We start from the raw sequence: 20758 nt of genomic DNA, 5'->3' as shown, positions 1-20758 counted from the left end.
CGGTTCGTCTCAGGCATAGAACCATCCCTGGTGTGTAATACCACTGCCCATCTCTATTGGCTGTCATATTGCACTCCTGTGCTGACGAAGTTAATCAACTGGCCGGGTCAATTCTGCGTGACGCGCGGCCTTAACTGTTTCGGGCGTGATACGATTTTCCTGCACCTGTTGCACTGTTTTTTCATCTCCACCAACGACATGGTCGATATTATTCATAAGAGCCGTGTAACCTTGTAGTGCAACCAGAGTCTTATCATTTTTAGGAGACAACCCTATCCGGGTTTTGCCCATTCCGGCGTTTGCGTGAAACTCGCTGTTAGTCGCCCCGGGAAGAAGAGCTGTAACGGTAATACCTGAATCTTTAAGTTCTTCCCGCAGGGATTCAGCAAATGAAAAACCAAAAGCTTTAGAAGGACCATATACCGTTTCAAAGGGGGTAGGCAGAGTGGCGGAAACGGATGAAACCACCAGAATTTTACCATTACCATTAGGAACCATATGCTGAACGACTCTTTTCGCCATATGCACGGTGCCTCGTATATTTATATCCAGCACTTTGAATTCATCTTCCAGGCTGTTATCTTTAAATGCACCACCAATTGCCACGCCGACATTCAATACCGCGACATTAACAGGTCTTTTCAGACCAAGTGTAAACTGCCAGAAGTTCTCAACGCCTTCGTAAGTCGCGGCGTCGGCCTGATAAGGATAAGCTTCGACGCCCAGCAGGCTTATTGCTTTAGCCGCATCGAAAATTCTGTTACCTGATCCTGAAATAGCAACGTCGAATCCATTTATGGCAAACTGTCTGGCGAGTTCATAACCAATTCCTGATGATGCGCCGGTGATGAGTGCAAGTTGACGAGTTTCAGACATATTTCCTCCGGGAAAATTAAGCGCATAAGTTAATTATTCAGGTTTTAACCATACAAGATTATTAATCACAGATGGATGAATTTCCCTCAATGCAGCATTGAAAAAAATAAAACCTTGAGCACGCGATATAATTATCTCATTGCAATAAAATCTCCCAGGGAATATCTTTTGATATTTCTTTTCAGCCAGAAATAAATCACCATAGCCTTTTATTTATTTGAAAAATAAATAAAAAACCATGTATCTTGTGTTGCAGAGGGATAATAAAAATACATATTGCAATTAAGCAATGAGATATTTTAAGCAACTCACAGATGTGTTTAGCGATGGAATTTTCAGGGTACACATTCATTTCCCGCGCTCACCCACCAGGCAAGGTGAGCACTTTTCAACGCCTGAATTTATATCTCCCTTTTTTTATCACTGAAAGCCCCTCACGCCAGGATAATTTTTTTACCCTTCGCTTTCAGGGCGACAAGCATCTCTTCTGGTGCGCGGTTATCAGTGATGACGGTGTCGATTTTTTCCAGCGCCAGAACCTGATTGAACCCTTTTCTGCCAAACTTTGTCGAGTCTGTGACCACAATCACCTGCTTTGCCGCCGATGCCATCACACCGCTTATGGCATAGCCTTCGTTAAAAGTGGTGATGCCGTTTTCAGCATCAAGCCCGTCGGCGCCAACGAACATCAGACTGGCTGATACCCCACGCAGAGCCTGCTCAGCAATGCTGCCATGCAGGGACACCGTTTTGTGCCTGACGGTCCCGCCGCACACCACTAATGTGATATCTCTGTTTTCAGCGAGGATAGCGGCGGCAGGCAGGCTGTTGGTGATAACCGTAATATTCTTTGTGGCGACCAGCTCTTCCGCCAGCAGTTTAGTGGTGCTGCCGCTGTCCAGAATCACCGTGTCTCCCTCTTTCACCAGCTTTGCCGCCTCTGTGGCAATGCGCCTTTTAGGGTCGGCAGCAAGCTTGTAGCGATCGTTAAGACTGACTTCGGGATTTTCCGCAACGGTTTCGTGAGCTGCGGGTGACTCGACACGGGCCGCTCCGCCGTGAAAACGCGTGAGTAATCCACGTTCTTCCAGAAGACGCAGGTCTGCACGTACGGTCACTTCGGTTACCCCCAGGCTGGACGAGATATCATTCACCAGCTGGCTGCCCGTACTGTTGACCATTTCGACTATTTTATTTCTTCGTTCAAAGGTGTTCATAAACACTCCTGTTCCGCATCTGCAAATCCTAAAACGAAAGAATAAGAAAGTAAAACAATAATGAGCGTAATGTGACCAGGCCAACATCGCCCGATCGGTGACACTGAGCAATACATGCTTATAACTATGTTTTATAACATATTTTTAAAAAAAACAGTCGACGAAAACACACAGCAAAGAAAGAAACAAAACGAAAACATAAAAAAGATAACGCAAATAAATAGATCAGGATCACATAACAAAAAGAAAGGAATTGTACTGATCACGAAAAATAACGATTGTTTATTACATACATTCGGAGGGCGTGATGAAGAAAATTATTGATCAACATAAATCGGGTCAGGACTGCGGTATCTGTTCAGTGTGTTCTGCTCATCCTCTGGTCATTGAAGCCGCACTCAGGCTGGACCTTAACAGTGAGCGACAGGTTTTAATTGAAGCTACCTCTAACCAGGTCAATCAGTACGGCGGCTATACCGGCATGAAACCCGACGCGTTTCATCGCTATGTGCTGTCTGTCGCCAGGGGCGTGGGCTTTCCTGAGAGCCGCCTTATCTTTGGTGGCGACCATCTCGGTCCAAACTGCTGGCAAAATGAAAACGCAGAAACCGCAATGGAGAAATCACGGGTACTGATTGCGGAATATGTGAAGGCAGGCTTCAGCAAAATACATCTCGATACCTCCATGTCATGCGCAGGCGATCCGGTTCCGCTTCCTCCCGCCACTGTCGCTGAACGCGCAGCCGAGCTGTGCCGCGTAGCGGAAGAAACCGCCACTGCTGAGCAGAGAGCGCAGCTGACCTATGTCATTGGGACCGAAGTGCCGGTGCCCGGCGGTGAAGCAGCGGCCATTCATGAAGTCCATGTCACCCGCCCGGAAGATGCGGCCCACACGCTGGAAGTCCATTATCAGGCATTTCGTGCAGCCGGTCTGGAAGAGGCTATTGCGCGCATTATTGCGCTGGTGGTCCAGCCTGGCGTGGAGTTCGACCACAGCAGCGTTATTCATTATCAGCCAGAAGCTGCCCGTGAGCTCAGCACCTTTATTGAATCCACCCCGGTGGTCTATGAAGCGCATTCAACGGATTACCAGACCCGCGGTGCATATCGCGCGCTGGTCAGAGATCACTTTGCCATTCTGAAAGTCGGTCCGGCACTCACCTTTGCCCTGCGTGAAGCGATCTTTGCTCTGGCTGAAATTGAAAAAGTGCTGGTCGCACCTGAAAAACAGAGCCAGATTCTGGCAGTAATCGATCAGGTGATGCTTGATGAACCCGGCTACTGGAAAAAGTATTACCGTCCGGCCTTTTCTCAGTCGCTGGTCGATATTCACTACAGCCTGTCCGATCGTATTCGTTATTACTGGCCTAACAGCCGTATCAGCAGCGCATTTGAATCTCTGGTGGCTAACCTCAGTATCACCGATATTCCTCTCGGACTACTCAGTCAGTATCTTCCCAGACAGTTTCAGCAAGTGCTGAGTGGCTCCCTGCGCCCGGATCCGCATTCACTTATTATCGACAAAATCCAGGACGTGCTCCGTGACTACGCCTTTGGATGTGAACCACAGATAAACCCGACAAAAGAGGTAAGCCATGCATAACTATCGCCTGAGCATCTCCTGCGGGCTGCAATTTGGCAGTGCCGACGAGGCACTTCGCTACATTGGGGAAAAGATGGTGAAAGACGGGATCTGTCGTGATTCTTATCCGGCAGCCCTGTTGGCGCGTGAAGTCGCTTTTCCGACAGGCATTGCGCTGGATGGTCACGCGGTTGCCATTCCTCACTGTGAAGCCACTCACGCCATTGAACCCGCCGTCTGTCTGATTCGCCCCGCATCGCCCGTTAAATTTCAGCAGGCTGATGATGACGGCATGATTGACGCCGAGCTGATTATTGCGCTGGTGGTGACACATCCGGAGCAGCAGCTGGATCTGCTGCGTAGCCTGTTTGGCCAGCTGCAACAGCCTGAGTTTATCGAAAGCCTGCTCAGCGCGCCTGAAGAAGAGATTGCTGACGTCTTTAACAGCCGGCTTTTCGCACCGGCAGCATGACAACACCCTGACCCTGCAAACGGAGAATAACAATGAAACGTAAAGTGATCGTAGCCTGCGGCGGTGCCGTCGCTACCTCAACCATGGCCGCCGAAGAAATTAAAGAACTCTGCGAGGAGAACGGCATTTCAGTCGAGCTGGTGCAGTGTCGTGTTAATGAAATCGAAACCTATATGGATGGTGTCGACCTGATATGCACCACCGCCCGCGTTGACCGTCAGTTTGGTGATATCCCGGTGGTACACGGCATGCCCTTTATCTCCGGGGTGGGTATTGATGTCCTGCGCCAGAAGATTCTGACTATTCTCCAGGGTTAAGCCTATGTTTACTGAAATCATGCGTTACATCCTCGACCTCGGTCCGACAGTGATGCTGCCGATGGTCGTCATCATTTTCTCCGTTTGCCTGGGAATGAAAGTGGGAGATGCGTTTAAATCAGGCCTGTTTATTGGTATCGGATTTGTCGGTATCGGGCTGGTCATCGGGCTGATGCTGGACTCTATTGGACCGGCTGCCAAAGCCATGGCGACAAATTTTGACATCAGTCTGGATGTGGTTGATGTGGGCTGGCCGGGGTCTTCACCCATGACCTGGGCTTCACAGATTGCCCTGGTTGCGATTCCTGTTGCCATCGCGGTCAATATTCTGATGTTGGTGACCCGGATGACCCGCGTGGTTAACGTGGACATCTGGAATATCTGGCATATGACCTTTACCGGCGCGATGTTGCACCTTGCAACGGGTTCATACTGGGCGGGGATTCTGGGCGTTGTTTTGCATGCTGCATTCGCTTACAAGCTGGGTGACTGGTTTGCGCGCGATACTAAAAACTATTTTGAGCTGGACGGGATTGCTGTTCCGCATGGGTCATCAGCTTACATGGGGCCGGTGGCCGTTATGGTTGACTGGATCATCGGGAAAATCCCTGGCCTGAGGCGTATACATTTCAGCGCAGACGACGTGCAGAAACGTTTTGGCGCTTTTGGTGAGCCGGTCACCGTGGGATTCATTATGGGCCTGCTGATTGGATTACTGGCTGGCTACGATGCAAAAGACGTGTTGCAACTGGCGGTAAAAACCGCAGCGGTCATGTTACTGATGCCGCGCGTGATAAAGCCCATTATGGATGGCCTGAATCCGATTGCCAAACAGGCCCGCAAGCGTATGCAGGCAAAATTCGGTGGACAGGAATTCCTGATTGGTCTTGACCCTGCCCTGCTGCTGGGACACACCTCGGTGGTATCTGCCAGTCTGATTTTCATCCCGCTGACCATTTTGATTGCCGTCGTGCTGCCGGGCAATCGCGTACTGCCGTTTGGCGACCTGGCAACCATCGGGTTTTTCGTCGCAATGGCCGTGGCAGTGCATCAGGGGAACCTGTTCCGCACGCTGATTTCAGGCATCGTCATTATGAGCATGACGCTGTGGATTGCCACCCAGACCATCGGACTGCATACGCAGCTGGCTGCAAACGCCGGGGCACTTAAAGCAGGTGGCCAGGTTGCCTCAATGGACCAGGGCGGTTCGCCGATCACCTGGCTGCTTATCCAGCTTATGACCTGGCAGAACGTCACGGCACTGATGGTGATTGGCGTGATTTATCTGTCGGGCGTGGCTCTGACATGGCGACGAGCCCGTCAGGCAACTGAAGCGGCCCCTAACAATCACCAGCCAGAAAGCAACCATTTACCTGAATAACTAACGGGGGGCACCCCGTCTTTCCGGAGTTAACCCAATGAAATCTGTCGTGATACACGCCGGAGGCAGCGTTACGGTTGAAGAAAAGCCGATGCCTCAAATTGCAGCCGCAGATGAGGCGCTGATTGAAGTCATCTGTTCCGGGCTTTGCGGTTCTGACATTCCGCGTATTTTTCATGGTGGTGCGCATTTTTATCCAATTACCCTCGGTCATGAGTTCTGTGGCCGGGTCAGGGACACCGGTGCCGACATCAGTGACCTGAACGTTGGCGATCTGGTCTGCTGCGTGCCGTTGCAGCCCTGTTTTGATTGTGATGAGTGCCGTCGCCAGCTCTGGTCGCAGTGCCGTCATTACCGTTTTATCGGCTCACGCAGTGACGGTGGCAACCGTGAGTTCATCGTGGTGCCGCGCAAAAATCTGTTTCGTCTTCCGTCCGGTACATCGCCCGTTGAAGGCGCATTTTTTGAACCCATGACGGTCAGCCTGCACACCATTGAGCTGGCGGGTGGTTGTCGTAATAAGGAAGTCATTATTGTGGGGGCCGGCACCATCGGGCTTCTGGCCATGCAGTGCGCACGGGCGCTGGGGGCACGTTCGGTGACGGCAATAGACATCAACCCGGCGCGGCTGGCGTTATCAAAAAGTCTGGGTGCCGACCACGTGTTTAACAGTGCGGAGATGACCCCGGAAGATATCCGGCAGGCGATGGACAATCGCCGTTTCGGGCAGTTGATCCTTGAAACAGCGGGCGCACCACAAACGGTCGAATTGAGTATTCAGATTGCCGGCCCACGCGCGCAGCTGGGTCTGATCGGCACCCTGCACCGTGACCTTAATCTCAGCAGCAGCACGTTCGGCCTGATTCTGCGTAAAGAGTTGCAGGTGCTTGGCAGCTGGATGAATTACTCCGGCGAGTGGCCGGGTGTGGAATGGCAGCAGGCTACTGAGCTGTTCAGGGCGGGCCAGATTGATTTGTCGTCACTGATTACCGTTCAGGAGAACGCGGATCGCTACGCCGGTGCCGTCAGTGAACTTCAGGGCAAACCGATGAGCGGCAAGATCATGCTCGATTTTTCAGTCGATAAAGGAGAACAGGCATAATGTATCTCGTCTCAAATCGCGCCATGCTGATAAAGGCGCAGCAGCAAGGCTATGCCGTTCCGGCCTTTAACGTGCACAATCTTGAAACCGTGCAGGTCATCGCTGAAACCGCCGCAGAAATGGCGTCACCGGTAATTATGGCTGGCACTACCGGCACCTACAATTACGCCGGACTCCATTATCTGGTCGCCATCTGCCAGCAGGCGGCGCAGAAGTATAATCTGCCGATTGCCCTACACCTTGACCACCACGAAGATCTTAGTGATATCGAAAATAAGGTCAGAGCTGGCGTGCGCTCGGTAATGATTGATGCCTCACACTTTGCCTTTGAGCAGAATATAGAGAAGGTCGCAGAGGTGGTGCGTCTCTGTCACCGTTATGACGCCAGCGTTGAGGCCGAGCTGGGACGCCTTGGCGGGAAGGAAGACGATATTGTCGTGGATGAAAAGGACCGTTTTTTCACCGATCCTGATAAAGCGGATGAATATATCCGTCGTACCGGTATCGATTCGCTCGCCGTCGCTATCGGCTCGGCTCATGGTCTGTATCGTGGTGAACCAAAACTTGATTTTGAGCGTCTGGCTCGCATCCGCAATAAAGTGGCTATCCCGCTGGTTTTACATGGCGCATCGGGTATTCCGGAAGCGATGCTGAGAAAATCTGTCGAGCTTGGGATCTGTAAGGTTAACGTGGCTACCGAACTGAAAATTGCCTTTTCTGACGCGGTGAAAGCCTTTTTCCATGAGAATCCGGGCTCCAGTGATCCTCGCGAATATATGGAACCCGGCAAACGGGCGATGAAAGCGGTAGTGAGGGAAAAAATTCGCATGTGCGGCAGCGCCGGGCAGCTTTAAAAGTTCTGCTGCTGCGGTAAGGCTCCTTTCCGGACCGATCCCATAAAGTTCGGCATTGTGCATCAGGCGGCTAATAAGGCCTGGTACTTCACCGGCCGCAGGCCTCTCAGTCTCAGGCTGATACATTTACAGTTGTCATAATGACTATATTTATTAATGGCCTGTTGCAGGTCATTGATGTTGTTGTACTTAGCCAGATAAAAAACACGCCTGTTTTAGCGCAGCAAAAAACTGCACCTGATTTAGTCAGGTGCAGTTCAAAAATGCGGGCTGTTTATTATGCTGAAAAGGGTTTGCAAATCAGGCACTGCACCACTATTTCCATGGATTGGAGGCAGTCGCGTTTAGATCAACACGGGGCATCACTGGCGTTTTACCATCGTAGAAAAATGCCGAGTTTGTGAAGGAGTAAAACTTACCCGTCAACTTAACCAGCACATGGTCACCAACCGCCGTTATCGTTGCGTCACCCGTATCAGCCTGAAGGAAAGGGGCGGTTTTCTGAAGTACTGACATTGGTTCAGCCAGATTTTTATTCAGATAATAGCGATAAACATCGGAGTCAGTTGCACCTGCATCCTGATATTTTGTCACGTACAGCCACACACTGTCCGACAACTGTTTCTGGCTAAATATACGATCAACGCGTGCGGCATTTTCGGAATACCACAACAGACCAGCCACGATAACAATCAGCAACAGAGCTATCGTTAACGCCCTGTGACCCCATTTAAATGAGAAGCCCCCTGTGGGCATAAGCGGGATTACAGCCATGATATTGTGTCTTCCTGACAAAATTGATAAGTGAAACTAACCCTACCAAAGAGAGTGGAACATAGCATCCCTGCCTAAAAAAATCTCACTCGGGGCTAACCGTAACGCAGTAATCGGCAACGATAAGGTTCAGATCCCGCGCCACGCTTTCCCGCTCACCACAGAAGACAAACGAGCCAAGACAATCCTTGTGACAGAAGAACTCTCCTGATGCCACCTCTCCCAATTGAGGAAGCTGCTGCATCTTCAGCGTTGGCATATTCTCCACGGAAGGGACAGACAGCCGGGAAACATACAGCGCTTCTCTGGCGAGATGCTTTTTAGGGAAGGTCATATATCCCCACGCCTCGCCCTGCGGTGCAAAATGACGCCCCACTTCCAGCCCCAGTTGCGTAGCGAGGTGTATGAAACGCAGATCCACTCCCCAGGCAATAGCGATCATCTCTACCGTCGCCGCCCCGCCGGGCCGGTATGCAATCTCAAGTAATTCCGCGCCCTGCCCGCCATCACCAAAGGCTTCAATATGATAAACACCGTCCGGGCCGCCAAAAGCCGCTAATACCTTCTCAGTGAAAGGCCGCCAGACCTGCCGCAGATCGCGCTCCGCCACCGAAAAAAATCCCAGAGGATGCTCATCGAGGTAGTCGATAGGTTTACCGATATATTCTCCCGCAGAGAGAAGCGCCAGCCGCCCTTCCAGCATCACCGCATCAAGCTGATAAACCGGCTGGGGATTGTAGCTCTCAAAAAAATATTGCTGCTCATCCATATCGCGATAGTCATCACCCTCGGTCAGGGTGATTGCGCTGAGCTGCCCGGCATCCGTGATAATTTTTACCCCAACGGAGCCTGCCAGCGAGCGAGGTTTCATCACCAGCGGGAAACTCACATCGCCACGTTTAATCGCCTGCGGGCTGATTTCCCGTGCGGTGAGGATGCCTGCGCGACAGGCAATCTCCTTCATCCTCTTTTTATCGCGAAAGCGGGCCGCCATATCGAAGGTCAGCCCTGGCAGGTGCCAGCGATGGTTGGCCCAGGCCGCAATCCATACGGCAAATTCATCATTCGGAATCACCCGCGTGACTGAAAATGACTCAGCAATCTGGCTGAACACCTCTTCCACATCGTGATGGCGGGCAAAATCCCTGACGATAAAGACGTCCTCGCGATGCAAATCGTCTCCCGCCTGGTTCTTCAAATCTTCAAGAAGATAGATAAACCGCCACGGCCGGTCGGGATATGCTGCCATGATGTCAGTGACCACCTCACCGACATCCAGTTCTGATGAAACGATCAGGATGGTCTGCATCTCTGTGTTACTCATTCTGTGACACCTTGTGCTGGCTGTAAGCCCGGCTGCTCTTCACAGCCGGTGAGTGACCATTCTCAATATTCAGGCTGATACTCTGGCGCAACCTGGACCTGGTAGTGCGCATTGAGATAATTCACATCCTTCGAAACCTGCTCGCGATCGCCACAAAATACAAAAGATCCCAGCGAATCTTTGTAGCAATAGAACTCTCCTGAGGCGATATCTCCGGCAACGGGAACCTTATACAACTTCAGCGTTGCCATATGCTGTAATGGCGGCAGGTGGACACGGGTGACATACAGTGCCTGAGTCGCAAGATGCTTCTTTGGAAAAGTCATATAGCCAAAGGCTTCTTCCCTGCGCTGCACCAGAAGGCCATCGTTAAGCCCCAGCTGCGCAGCCAGATGAATATGTTTCAGATTCAGCCCGTAAACCATCTCGACCATTTCCACGATTGCCGCACCGCCGGGACGCCAGGCAATTTCGAGTAATTCCACCCCCGCACCGGAATCAGCAAAAGCTTCGATGTGGTAAACCCCCTCCGGCGCGTCGAAAGCAGCAAGCACTTTTTCGGTAAAAGGTCGCCAGACATCCTCAACGGTATGATCACAGACGGACAACACACCGACCGGCTTTTCCTGCAAAAAATTAATCGGCTTACCTAAATATTCACCGACGGAAATAAATGACAGACGACCATTAATCACAACACAATCAATATGATAAATTGTGTTTGGATTATATTGCTCGATAAAGTATTGCCGCTCGTCCATATCGCGGTATTCCGGCGACCAGTCAATATCTATATCGGCAAGCTGACTGGCATCAGAGACGATTTTTATGCCCATTGAGCCTGCCAGCGAACGCGGTTTGACTATCACCGGAAAGGCGACATCCCCTTTTTCAATATCCTGAAGGGTTATTTCCCGCGCGGTGGCAATGCCAGCCTGCTGCGCCAGCTCTTTCATGCGTTTTTTGTCGCGAAATTTTCTTGCTTCCTCGCAGGTTATTCCGGTCAATTGCCAGAAATCATTGGCAAAGGCAGCCACGTAAACCGCAAATTCATCGCAGGATATGACCAGCGAGACATCATATTGCCGATCGATGTTGTGCAGTACCGCCTTAATATCCGCCAGCGCGGCGAAGTCACGCACAATAAAGTTTTCAGGCCGCTCCTTTTCATCGGTGGCCACACCAAGATAATCCTCTATCAGATAGATAAAATGATGTGTTTTCAGCCCGTGCATGACCTTAACGGCCTCAACCGTTTTCGCCGCATCCAGCTCGGAGGAGACAATCAGTACTGTCTGAGTGGGTTGCATTTTGACATCCTGTTATTTTTCTTTTCATTGTGTAAAACGTTGTATGCCGGAATGCAGGGCCAGATGGCCCTGCGTGAGATCAAATGCTCTTTATCCATTGCATACGGGAAAATGGCTGCCAGGAATAAAATTGTCAGATGTAGCTCTTCAGACTGCCGCTGCGTTTCACATCCAGCGTCGCGCAGTGGAATGAACCACCAAATGTCTGGAAATGCTTAAACGGACAGAGAATGGTTCTGAAACCCCATTTGCGGAAGGCAGAAATCAGTGCTTCTTCATCTTTCTCAACCACCACGGTTTTTTCATCCAACATCAATACATTCACGTGGATCCATTTTGAGGTGATGTATAAGGGATGGTCGTCCGGCAGATTAGAAGCAGGCGGATGCAATATTTCCCAGTCTTTGAAAATGTCAGGGATCTGCGGCACCCAGCCTTTATTAATTAATACGCGGCCCGGTGCCAACGGCAGTATTGTCGTATCGATATGCATCGGACCTGGCTCTTCAAACTCATAGATATGGACGCGATAATCAGGCCCCAGCGTTCTGCGCAGCCACTCGATACCTTTATTATTGGTGACATGACTACGCTGACCAATAATGTCCCGCCCCATTTTCATAAAGTCGGCCGCGTCAAAAAGTGGCTCCACTTCGGTAATGATCGAATTAAACGGAATTTCCTGGTCGAAGTCATACTCTGTTTGCCAGACATCATCTTTCAACATCGGCTTGGGTGCAGAGATCCACTCCGCTCCTCTGGTGAAATAGTCATTCAGGATGCTGCGAAAGGCGAAGGTTTCGAAATAGCGGCTGCGCCATGACATCGGCACTTCGATGATTTTCTTTCCGATAGCAAACAGGCAGTCCCGCGGCATCGCGGAATAGAAGGTTCCACCGGTGGTAAAGTGCGGGGTAACGATCGGCTGATGGTGATTTGACTCGTCAGGGCGGCGTACTCTGATCCCCTCAGCCTGCAGGATTTCGGCAAGGGTATTCACTTCCTGCCTGGCTTTAACGACCAGTTCTTCCGGGAAACGTTGCCCGGAGTACTCGCGGAAAAAACCGCTGGTTTCCTTAGGAATAATAGCTTTAAGGCCGGTGTCCCAATCCGGAACACGAATATCATCCATGATCCCGACAATGACCTCTTCGAGTGGGTCCCATTCCGTATAAACTTCTACCGGGCTTTCATCTGTTGAAAAACAGGAGGTCTCTTCTTTTTGAAACTGCATGATCTACCTTGAATGTGATGTAATTTTTTTGAACACTTTTCCTTAACATACATAAACCGTCACGCCGCTGAAAATCCCCTTAGCAGCTGAGCGGGTAACAGCAAACTGGCGGCTTAGCGCAGTGTTCTCCTGACAGATGATAAATATAATCATTTGATAGTAATCATAAAATCATCTGGGGTGGTGGGTGGTTAAAGACAGATGTGAGTTCCTTAATAAATTTCTTATCGGAACAATCCTGGTATGTTAGTAATTATTTTTATTAATCATTGATGCAGTATCGATAACGCTACTGAACTGAAGAAACGGGCTGGGTTGCGCGGCTCGGGCGGGAGCCCGGTGGCATAACCGCCATGCAGGAGAGAGGTTTTTTCGCTGCAAAAGGCATGGCAGGACCTCAGGCCATTCAGCAACGTCAGGGTGCTCAGGCGTTGTCGTAACGTGGTGGGCCTGGTTAACGCGGGCGTGATCGGGCGGGACGAAAAGCCCCCGGGACACGGAACAAACAGCGTCCGGGGTAACTTAATTATCAGGCAGTAAAACGCTTAATCAGGCTGGCGGCGGGATTAAAAACCCACGGCGGCCCCTGCCGGACGGCGGATGTCATTGGCACCGTACAGCCAGCCTGGTCTCAATTTGCCAGAAACGGCAGAATCATTACCGGAGTCGGCTGCTTTTTTACCCTCGCTGAGTTTTGGCGCAACCATAATCAGTTCGGTCGCTCCCCACGGGGTCTGCTCGGTCATCTTATAACCGCGCTGGCGCAGCAGTTTTAAGGTATCAAACGACAGCCCGCGCTGCTCATAATAGACTTCATCCGGTAGCCACTGATGGTGGACCCTCGGCGCATCCACCGCTTCCTGCGGCAACATCCCGTGATCGATGATATTCAGCGCCACCTGCAATGATGCAGTAATAATGCGCGACCCGCCCGGCGAGCCCAGCACCAGGAACACGTCATTATTGTGCGTCACAATGGTCGGTGCCATTGACGACAGGGGACGTTTGCCAGGGGCAATCGCATTGTTTGCTCCCTGTACCAGTCCGAACATATTCTTCTCACCAATTTTGGTGGTGAAATCATCCATTTCATCGTTGAGGAAAAAACCGGTGCCCGGTGCCATAACCACCGCACCGAATCGCCCGTTGACGGTATAGGTGGTGGAGACGGCATTACCCTGTTCATCAACCACAGAATAGTGGGTGGTTTCCGGACGCTCACCATTAACCTGCTTGCTTTCAGGTAGTCGGGATGGCGTCGCATCGGTCGGATGAATACCCCGCCGCATTTCATCTGCATAAGATGTGCTGAGCAATTTATCCAGCGGGTTGTGGATAAACTCAGGATCGCCCAGTGAATTATTGCGATCAAAGTAAGCGATACGCATCGCTTCCGTCATCACATGAACCGAGTCGGCAGAATTAAAGCCCAGCGCACGCATGTCATAGCCAGACAGGATATTCACCATCTCACAAAGCGCGACGCCACCAGAGCTGGGAGGTGGGGAAGAGATAAATTCATAACCCCGGTAGTGACACCGCAAAGGTGCACTTTCGGTGACACGATAACGGGCAAAGTCCGCAGCGGTAATAATGCCACCGCCTTTCGCCGCAGCCGCCTCAACGCGCTGGGGAATCGGCTGCTTGTAAAAGTAGTCGGTCCCGGATTGAGAGATATGGCTCAGGGTTTTCGCCAGCTCAGGCTGTTTCAGATTGTCACCCGGCTGAAGTGGTGAGCCGTCTGGCCGCAGAAACCAGCGCGCCGCCTGCGCATCCGTGCGGAACCGGTTGACGGTAGTATCCAGAATATCGGTATCCGCTCGCGTCAGAATAAAGCCCTGGCGGGCCAGTTTTATCGCCGGAGCCATCACCTGCTGACGGCTGAGTTTGCCATAGTGGCTCTGAGCGTAATCCAGCCCCATCACCGTGCCGGGGACGGCCACCGCAGAATAACCATGCAGGCTGGCGTCAGAGCGCACCTTACCCTGCGGGTCAAGATACATATCGGCACGCGCAGCGGCAGGCGCGGTTTCACGGAAGTTAATAAAGGTGTCTTTGCCGTCAGCAAGGTGGATCAGCATAAAGCCACCCCCACCAATATTGCCGCAGCAGGGGTTAACCACGGCCTGAGCATAGCCTACTGCCACTGCCGCATCGATGGCATTGCCACCCTGTTTGAGGATATCGACCCCCACCTGGGAAGCAATCGCCTGTGAGCTGACCACCATTCCGTGGCGAGCTTCAACGGCTGGCGCAGAAGCAGCCTCAGCCTGGCCTGCAGCAATAACGCCGGACGTTAAAAGAAAACTGAAAAGAAGATTGCGTGACATGGAATAATTTCTCTTTAAACAAAAAACATGGCGCATCCCTTCGCCATAACAGCATGATTTTTATGCCTTATCAGCTTCGCTGACCAGCAGATAGCCCCGGTCCTCAGCACCATCAAGCGTGTGCATCCCCTTGAACAGCGTCTGACTGTCGATCCAAATCCACGGATGTTCGGTATTGGAGACATCCATGATCAGGAATGAATCAGATTTGGCGTCATAAGCGCCCAGAGGAGAGAAATGACCGTCGCCCGTCTGGCCGATGGCACTGCGTAAAAAGTTGACGATGACAAAAGAGTTATCCTGCTGCATGGCAGCAATAATCTCTTTCTTCATCTTCTCCTGCTGTGCCAGATCTTTCACCGGCACCGCTTTCACCTTTAATCCGGCATTACTGAGCAGACGACGCTCATCTTCCAGATGCAGACCATAATCAGACTGCCCGCCAGGCGTCTGCGGTTTACCGAAAATCTCAATGCGTGGTTTGCTGCTGTATTCCACTACGCTGGTCTGAGTGTATCGATTCCAGAATGGCTGCCAGCCGTTTTTCTTCGGAAAATAGGCGCGATCCTCAGTGTTAATTAAGCTGGTATCTGGCTCAATTTTCTTATTCTCATGCAGACGTAAGGTATTCAGCACGATAGTTGCCGAAGCAACACCACAATAGACTTTATTATTCTGCCCTTCGAACTGAGGGGCGAGAGAAAAGAAATCCTGTTTAACCGTTGCCTGTGATAAACGCTGAATTCCTTCTGCGCTTTGCCAGTCAACAAGCTGACTGAATCCACTGACAGGCACCAAACAAATCGCCAACAGGGCGATACGAGAAGTTATTTTTTTCATTACTGTTCTCAAATTTTATAGCGCGCGCCTCAACCTGCCGCGAAAGGGCATGATGCAGGTGAGATCGGTAAAAACTATTTCAGCAGTTGATAATAGGTAGGGTTATCGTCACACTGCCCACCGCCACATTCCAGCACCGTTGACAGCAGATTCGCCACCATCAGCAAAGCAAAAACAGCAACAACTGCATGCTGGATCAATGGCTTGTGGTCAGATGCCGGCGTGGCGTTTTCAGGCGTAACCATCAGGGTAATGGCCACACCAATCACAATCGCCACCGCTAAAATAAAACTCCACGTATAAAGATGCAGACCGAGGAAAGGAAGTCCATAACCTTTATCGCCCGGCACAATATGCAGGAAAATATGGCGGGCAGCGACGGCAGCCAGCGCCAGAGCGCCAATAATTACCATGCCGTAATGCAGCTTTTTATTGCCGAAATAGAGGTTAAACAGCAACCCCGATCCGATAAGTAACAAAGCCGCACGTTGCAGCAGACAAAGCGGACATGGCAGATCGAAAAATCTCAGCTGAAAATAGAACGCGCAGAGTAACGCAACACTCACCATAACCAGCATCAACAGATTCAGCGGACGCGAAAAATCTTTTTTTTCTGACAATTGCATAGTGGCCTCTAGAACGAAAGGAGAAGTGCATCGGTGGCGTGATATTTCAACCAGGCGAGAATAATGACAAGGTCGGCAAACCAGAACAGATAAGCCAGTTTTCGTTTACCGGCCAGCGCACTGAAAATGGTTCCGCAACCAATCAGGAAGGGTAAATACATAAACATGTATGACTCCATTAATAAAAGTAAAATGCCATATCATCTTCCTCCGGCGGATAACCGGATAAGGCGATAGTTCCACCCTGTGTTCGCAATCCGATGAACACAACCTGAGGAACAGATGAACGGCGTTAAGTGGTGAGAATAAGTACTGGGTTCCAGTGAGACTGAACAGAACAGTGTTTTATTCTGCCGTAGGGTCGGTAAATATTTTCGGAAGGGTGTATGTAATTATCTGAATATATTAATCAAAGCAGGAAAATCCAAGCAGAAAAACAAATTAAAAACACAGAAAAATGGGTAAAAAACCAGAATAACGTCCAGTCATAATAATTAATTCGACATATTACTCTGTAGGAATTGTTATCACATCAGCTGAATAATGCCTTCCTGCCGATCGGGACATCAAAACAATCCGTAATCATCCCACATCCGGTCACCACCATCAGAGGATAGCCAGCACCTGGAAAGATATGTGGAACAACCACAGGGCATAAGAGTGCGCAGACGGGCCTCCCGCCGGAAACCGCATCAGACCCGCATTGCAGCTACTGAATTTTCTGCCAGAAATGGTCGTATTGCCGCCGTTGCATCTGCTCCTCCCACTGCTGCCCATAGACTCGTTTGGCAAAAGGGGTCAGTTTATAAAACACATCGGTAAAAAATACCTCGGTTGCCCTGTCCGTAATCCTGATCGTGCGCTCCGGCAGGCCGCTGGCGGGATGACCATTGAGATCCCAGCTGTCGCTGTGCACCTCGCCATCCACAGCGATATATTCACCGACCAGACAGATCGAATTGCTGTTATCAATGCTGATTATTTTTGCCTGGGTGCCACCCTCTGTTTCACAGTTAAACGGATGCAGTGGAATGATCATGTTATTTTTCCTCTCTGATAGCCCTGACAGAGGCGATACCGGTAACACCGTCAGCTGGCTGCCACAGAAAATGATAATCACCCGGCCCGCTCAGTGGCAGGGTGCTATCCTCAATTACCAGTTCTCCGCTGGTGCCAAAGGGCAGTTGAAGATGTATCTCAATCCCCTCACCCACCCGTTTCCAGTTAACGGAAATCTCGCCGTGCACTGAAAGGTAACGCGCCTTCGCCCAGTCGATTGCGGAAAAAAAGTGCGGCTGAAAACGGACCTGTTTATATCCGGCAGCAGTGGGCATCAATCCGGCAAGATACTGATACAACCAGTTACCCACCGCGCCCAGCGCATAGTGGTTAAATGAGGTCATCTGCCCGCTGTTAACTTTCCCATCCGCCAGTAAGCTGTACCATCGTTCCCAGATGGTGGTTGCGCCCAGCTTCACCGGATAAAGCCACGAGGGGCAGCTCTCTTCGGTAAGCTGGCGAAAAGCGGTGTCGGCGTGCCCGGTCAGACACAACGCGTTTAAAATTAACGGCGTACCGACAAAACCTGTCGCAATATGATAATCCGCCTGCCTGACCAGCTCACTCAGCCGCTGGCCGGCCATATCACGCTGGCTGTCACAAACAAACAGCTCAAAACAGATAATTAACGCATAGGCAGTCTGGCTCTCACGCGCTACCCGCCCGGTATCACTGACATAACGTTGGACAAAAGCCTGACGAATATCGCTGAAAAGACGCTGCCAGCGCTGGGTATCTTCCGGTCTGTTCAACACCGCTGAGATGCGGGACAGATGATACGCCGACCAGGCAAAATAAGCGGTGGCAACCAGCCCCTTATCGGTCATGGCTGCCGACGGATCTTCAGGCGGTGCGGAGGGATCAAGCCAGTCGCCAAACTGCAATCCCTTATCCCAGATCAGGGATGCACCTGCGCGTGTTCGTTGCAGTTCCACCCAGGCGCAGGCGCTCTGATACTGTGCTGCCAGCATCTGCTCGTCAGCCGTACTCCAGTAAAGGTCCCAGGGCGTGAGCACCGCCGCATCGCCCCAGGCGGCCGCAGCCTGCTTGCTGTTCCATGTCCAGGGTTCATAATCCGGAATATCCGGGATGTACCACGGAACCATACCGCAGGGGTGTTGATCGCAGACCAGGTCTTTTAACCATCCGCGCATCATGCCAGAGCAATCATAGAGAAATTCTGCCGTGGGCATAAACACCTGAATATCACCCGTCCAGCCCAGTCGCTCATCTCGCTGAGGACAATCGGTCGGAATATCGAGGAAGTTTCCGCGCATCGACCAGATGATATTTTCATTCAACCGGTCAAGCCTGTCGTCGGAACAGGAAAACCATCCCGTTCGAGGTAAATCGGTATGGTAAACGCAGGCGATAACGTCAAGGGAGTCATAAACCTGTTGCGAAGCTTCGATTTCCAGGTAGCGAAAACCGTGAAAAGTGAAGCGGGGCTCCCACTCGATCATCGCCTCATCAGCGAAAATATAGCTGTCCGCCGCAATGGCCGTGCGTAGTGTCCGGGTATACAACGCCCGATCCTGAATGACCTCCGCATGTCGTAATTTGATGTTGTCACCCCGGCGGCCACAGGCTTTTAAACGCACCCGCCCCACCAGATTTTGTCCAAAGTCGAAAATTTGTTTGCCGCCATCGCTAATCCAACTTTGCACCGGTTTTATTTGTTGCGTACAAACCACTAATGGGCCATCCGGAGCCTGAAGAGTCTGATAGTTCCGGTGCCCGATGCTGACCGGAAACCAGTGGCTGTCGTCAAAGCCAGCAAGTGTCCAGCCCTGCTGCTCCAGACGGGCATCGTAAATTTCTCCTTCATAGATACCGCTGAACAGAACAGGCCCACGATCTGAACGCCAGCTGCCATCGGAAACAATCCGGCTTGTTGACCCATCGGTAAACGTAATTTCCAGCTGGGCGATAAGTGAGAGATCCTTTCCCCAGGCATCACGTACGCCGCCCCGGCAGCCAATCCGTCCGCGATACCAACCATCCCCCATCAGAGCTGAAATCACGTTTTCTCCGCTGACCAACAGGGAGGTGACGTCCAGCGTAAGATAACGCAGTCGATGGTGGTAGCTGGTCCAGCCGGGAAATAAGGCATAATGGTCAGTGCGTTGACCATTGAGCAGCGTTTCACAAAGTCCATGAGCGCTCAGATAAAGTCGGGCTTTAGCAACAGCCTTTTCCAGGACAAAGCGGTGACGAATAATCGGCGGATGCCTGTCCGTACCCGGTTGCTCATGCCAGCCCGCACCAACAGGAAGCGCCTGCCAGTCGGCTGGACTCAGCCCGCGCTCAACGTAACATCCTGCACTCCAGTCAGAGTAGCGCCCATTCTCATCCCGGACACGCACGGCCACCGTGGCCGCTTCGCGGGGAGCGAGGGGCCTGCCGGGCCAGGGCAGCAGAACGGGGTCCCGCCACGGTATCGGGCCATGAATCTCGGTATTTCCGTCACGGCTGATCATTACTTCATAGCTACTCAGCACTAACGCTTCTTCAGTTAAAACCCGCCACGAGAGACGCGGGCATGGCTCATCAATGCCCAGAAACCGGGTGTGATGTTCAAAAACAGGGGCAGTAAGTTGAGCTGGCAACATAATCATTCCTGAACGCTTAATAACGAAGAAAAATACCCTTATTTAACAGCCATACTGGTATTTTCCGTCCCTTTAAGATTAATTCCTTTGAATCTGCTAATAATCAGCAACGCAAATATGCCACCTGTCGCCGTCACCGCCACCAGTAACCATATCAATAATGAAGGGCTGTAATTAATGATGGCCGGTGAGAATAAAGAAATCAGCGCAACGACAAATCGTGATACGGCATAGGTCATTCCCTGCACTGTTGCTCTGATATTTACCGGGAAGCTTTCCTGAATCCACACTTTATAAATTGCCTCGCCCGAAAAAGGCACGCTGATGCCATAGATAAAGAGACAGACAAACATGATGGTGGCGTTTTGCGCGCCGGTAATGGCCATGACTGAAATAGCAATAATCTGCCCAGCCAATCCGGTAAAATACATCCGGTTACGCCAGGGTGTATCTGCAATACGGCTGAATATGATGGCGCAGAGTAAGCCAATTACAATCATGGGAAAAGAGATGCCGGTAGCCATCTCCTGACTTGCTCCGCTGACTTTTGTCAGCAGATAAAATTTGAACTGTCCGGTGGTATTTGCCGTGATATTCTCAAAAATGTAATAACCGCCAATGAGAAGTAGTGGAACCAAAAGCCCGGAAGCAAAAAGCGCGCGGTAACCTAAATAGGTGCGCCTAATACCGCTACACTTTTGCCTGCCCATGTTTCGCCCCGGGGAATGGACTGACGGTTTCCATAAAATGGCTAACCTTCCTCAGCAGTTGCCACATTGTCCGGCACCGATGATTCCGGGTTATTGTGTCGTGCAGTGCCTGCCATAGCCGTTCAACGTGGTTCACCC

19 protein-coding genes and 1 pseudogene are annotated in these 20758 nt (G+C 51.2%); 6 read left to right on the top strand and 14 right to left on the bottom strand.

The features are described from left to right. Positions 1-90 precede the first annotated feature (90 nt). Positions 91-876 carry an SDR family NAD(P)-dependent oxidoreductase gene (locus BG55_RS03500; protein ID WP_034934393.1) on the bottom strand — a complete coding sequence of 262 codons (786 nt, stop codon included), beginning with the start codon at positions 874-876 and terminating at the stop codon, positions 91-93. A 434-nt stretch (positions 877-1310) separates the two neighbouring features. Then, entirely contained in the window at positions 1311-2093 is a 783-nt protein-coding gene (locus BG55_RS03495) for a DeoR/GlpR family DNA-binding transcription regulator (RefSeq protein ID WP_034934392.1), read from the bottom strand. 307 nt (positions 2094-2400) lie between these two features. On the opposite strand from BG55_RS03495, the gene gatZ reads away from it, so the two are divergent. Genes gatZ through BG55_RS03465 form a run of 6 tightly spaced genes read left to right on the top strand, consistent with a single transcriptional unit; the run spans position 2401 to position 7801 of the window. Then, positions 2401-3696, top strand: a complete 1296-nt coding sequence (gatZ, locus tag BG55_RS03490; protein ID WP_034934390.1) for a tagatose-bisphosphate aldolase subunit GatZ — start codon at positions 2401-2403, stop codon at positions 3694-3696. Next, positions 3689-4147, top strand: a complete 459-nt coding sequence (gatA, locus tag BG55_RS03485) for a PTS galactitol transporter subunit IIA (RefSeq protein ID WP_034934389.1) — start codon at positions 3689-3691, stop codon at positions 4145-4147. Before gatZ ends, gatA begins: the two co-directional genes overlap by 8 nt. Before the next feature lie 32 nt (positions 4148-4179). After that, complete coding sequence (gene gatB, locus BG55_RS03480) at positions 4180-4464, top strand: PTS galactitol transporter subunit IIB (protein ID WP_034934387.1); 285 nt, start codon at positions 4180-4182, stop codon at positions 4462-4464. 4 nt (positions 4465-4468) lie between these two features. Beyond that, complete coding sequence (locus tag BG55_RS03475) at positions 4469-5845, top strand: PTS galactitol transporter subunit IIC (protein WP_034934385.1); 1377 nt, start codon at positions 4469-4471, stop codon at positions 5843-5845. A 37-nt stretch (positions 5846-5882) separates the two neighbouring features. Then, positions 5883-6947, top strand: coding sequence for a zinc-binding dehydrogenase (locus BG55_RS03470; RefSeq protein WP_034934383.1), 1065 nt, complete (start codon positions 5883-5885; stop codon positions 6945-6947). Beyond that, entirely contained in the window at positions 6947-7801 is an 855-nt protein-coding gene (locus tag BG55_RS03465; protein WP_034934381.1) for a tagatose bisphosphate family class II aldolase, read from the top strand. The genes BG55_RS03470 and BG55_RS03465 overlap by 1 nt, the downstream gene beginning before the upstream one ends. Positions 7802-8116: 315 nt before the next feature. Here the strand turns inward: BG55_RS03465 and BG55_RS03460 are convergent, their stop codons facing one another. The 12 genes and pseudogenes from BG55_RS03460 to BG55_RS22410 form a co-directional block, all read right to left on the bottom strand. Further along, positions 8117-8575 (bottom strand): hypothetical protein, encoded by a 459-nt coding sequence (locus BG55_RS03460; RefSeq protein ID WP_052018668.1) that lies wholly within the window; start codon positions 8573-8575, stop codon positions 8117-8119. 85 nt (positions 8576-8660) lie between these two features. After that, the gene (locus tag BG55_RS03455) at positions 8661-9899 is read right to left on the bottom strand and encodes an ATP-grasp domain-containing protein (protein WP_034934379.1); all 1239 of its coding nucleotides are present in this window, start codon (positions 9897-9899) and stop codon (positions 8661-8663) included. 62 nt (positions 9900-9961) lie between these two features. Then, positions 9962-11209, bottom strand: a complete 1248-nt coding sequence (locus BG55_RS03450; protein WP_034934377.1) for an ATP-grasp domain-containing protein — start codon at positions 11207-11209, stop codon at positions 9962-9964. A gap of 133 nt (positions 11210-11342) precedes the next feature. Next, a complete protein-coding gene (locus BG55_RS03445; RefSeq protein WP_034934376.1) occupies positions 11343-12443 on the bottom strand; it encodes an amidinotransferase in 1101 nt (366 codons plus the stop codon). 566 nt (positions 12444-13009) lie between these two features. Next, positions 13010-14773 (bottom strand): gamma-glutamyltransferase, encoded by a 1764-nt coding sequence (gene ggt, locus BG55_RS03440; protein WP_034934374.1) that lies wholly within the window; start codon positions 14771-14773, stop codon positions 13010-13012. A gap of 60 nt (positions 14774-14833) precedes the next feature. Beyond that, a complete protein-coding gene (locus tag BG55_RS03435) occupies positions 14834-15613 on the bottom strand; it encodes a phytochelatin synthase family protein (RefSeq protein WP_034934372.1) in 780 nt (259 codons plus the stop codon). 74 nt (positions 15614-15687) lie between these two features. Continuing rightward, on the bottom strand, positions 15688-16239 hold the full coding sequence (locus tag BG55_RS03430; RefSeq protein ID WP_034934370.1) for a disulfide bond formation protein B: 552 nt from the start codon (positions 16237-16239) through the stop codon (positions 15688-15690). Between the two features lie 8 nt (positions 16240-16247). After that, complete coding sequence (locus tag BG55_RS22935) at positions 16248-16406, bottom strand: DUF5993 family protein (protein WP_034934368.1); 159 nt, start codon at positions 16404-16406, stop codon at positions 16248-16250. Positions 16407-16948: 542 nt separating this feature from the next. After that, entirely contained in the window at positions 16949-17278 is a 330-nt protein-coding gene (locus BG55_RS03420; protein WP_034934366.1) for a hypothetical protein, read from the bottom strand. 1 nt (position 17279) lies between these two features. Continuing rightward, positions 17280-19910, bottom strand: a complete 2631-nt coding sequence (locus tag BG55_RS03415; RefSeq protein ID WP_052018667.1) for an alpha-L-rhamnosidase — start codon at positions 19908-19910, stop codon at positions 17280-17282. A gap of 38 nt (positions 19911-19948) precedes the next feature. After that, positions 19949-20620 carry an MFS transporter gene (locus BG55_RS03410; RefSeq protein WP_052018666.1) on the bottom strand — a complete coding sequence of 224 codons (672 nt, stop codon included), beginning with the start codon at positions 20618-20620 and terminating at the stop codon, positions 19949-19951. Then, positions 20601-20758: pseudogene (locus tag BG55_RS22410) on the bottom strand (IS630 family transposase); the annotation flags it as partial. The gene BG55_RS03410 and the pseudogene BG55_RS22410, both read right to left, overlap by 20 nt.

Origin of the sequence: Erwinia mallotivora (assembly GCF_000590885.1) — a bacterium.
Lineage (GTDB): Bacteria > Pseudomonadota > Gammaproteobacteria > Enterobacterales > Enterobacteriaceae > Erwinia > Erwinia mallotivora.
This window is presented reverse-complemented; position numbering and strand designations above follow the sequence as displayed.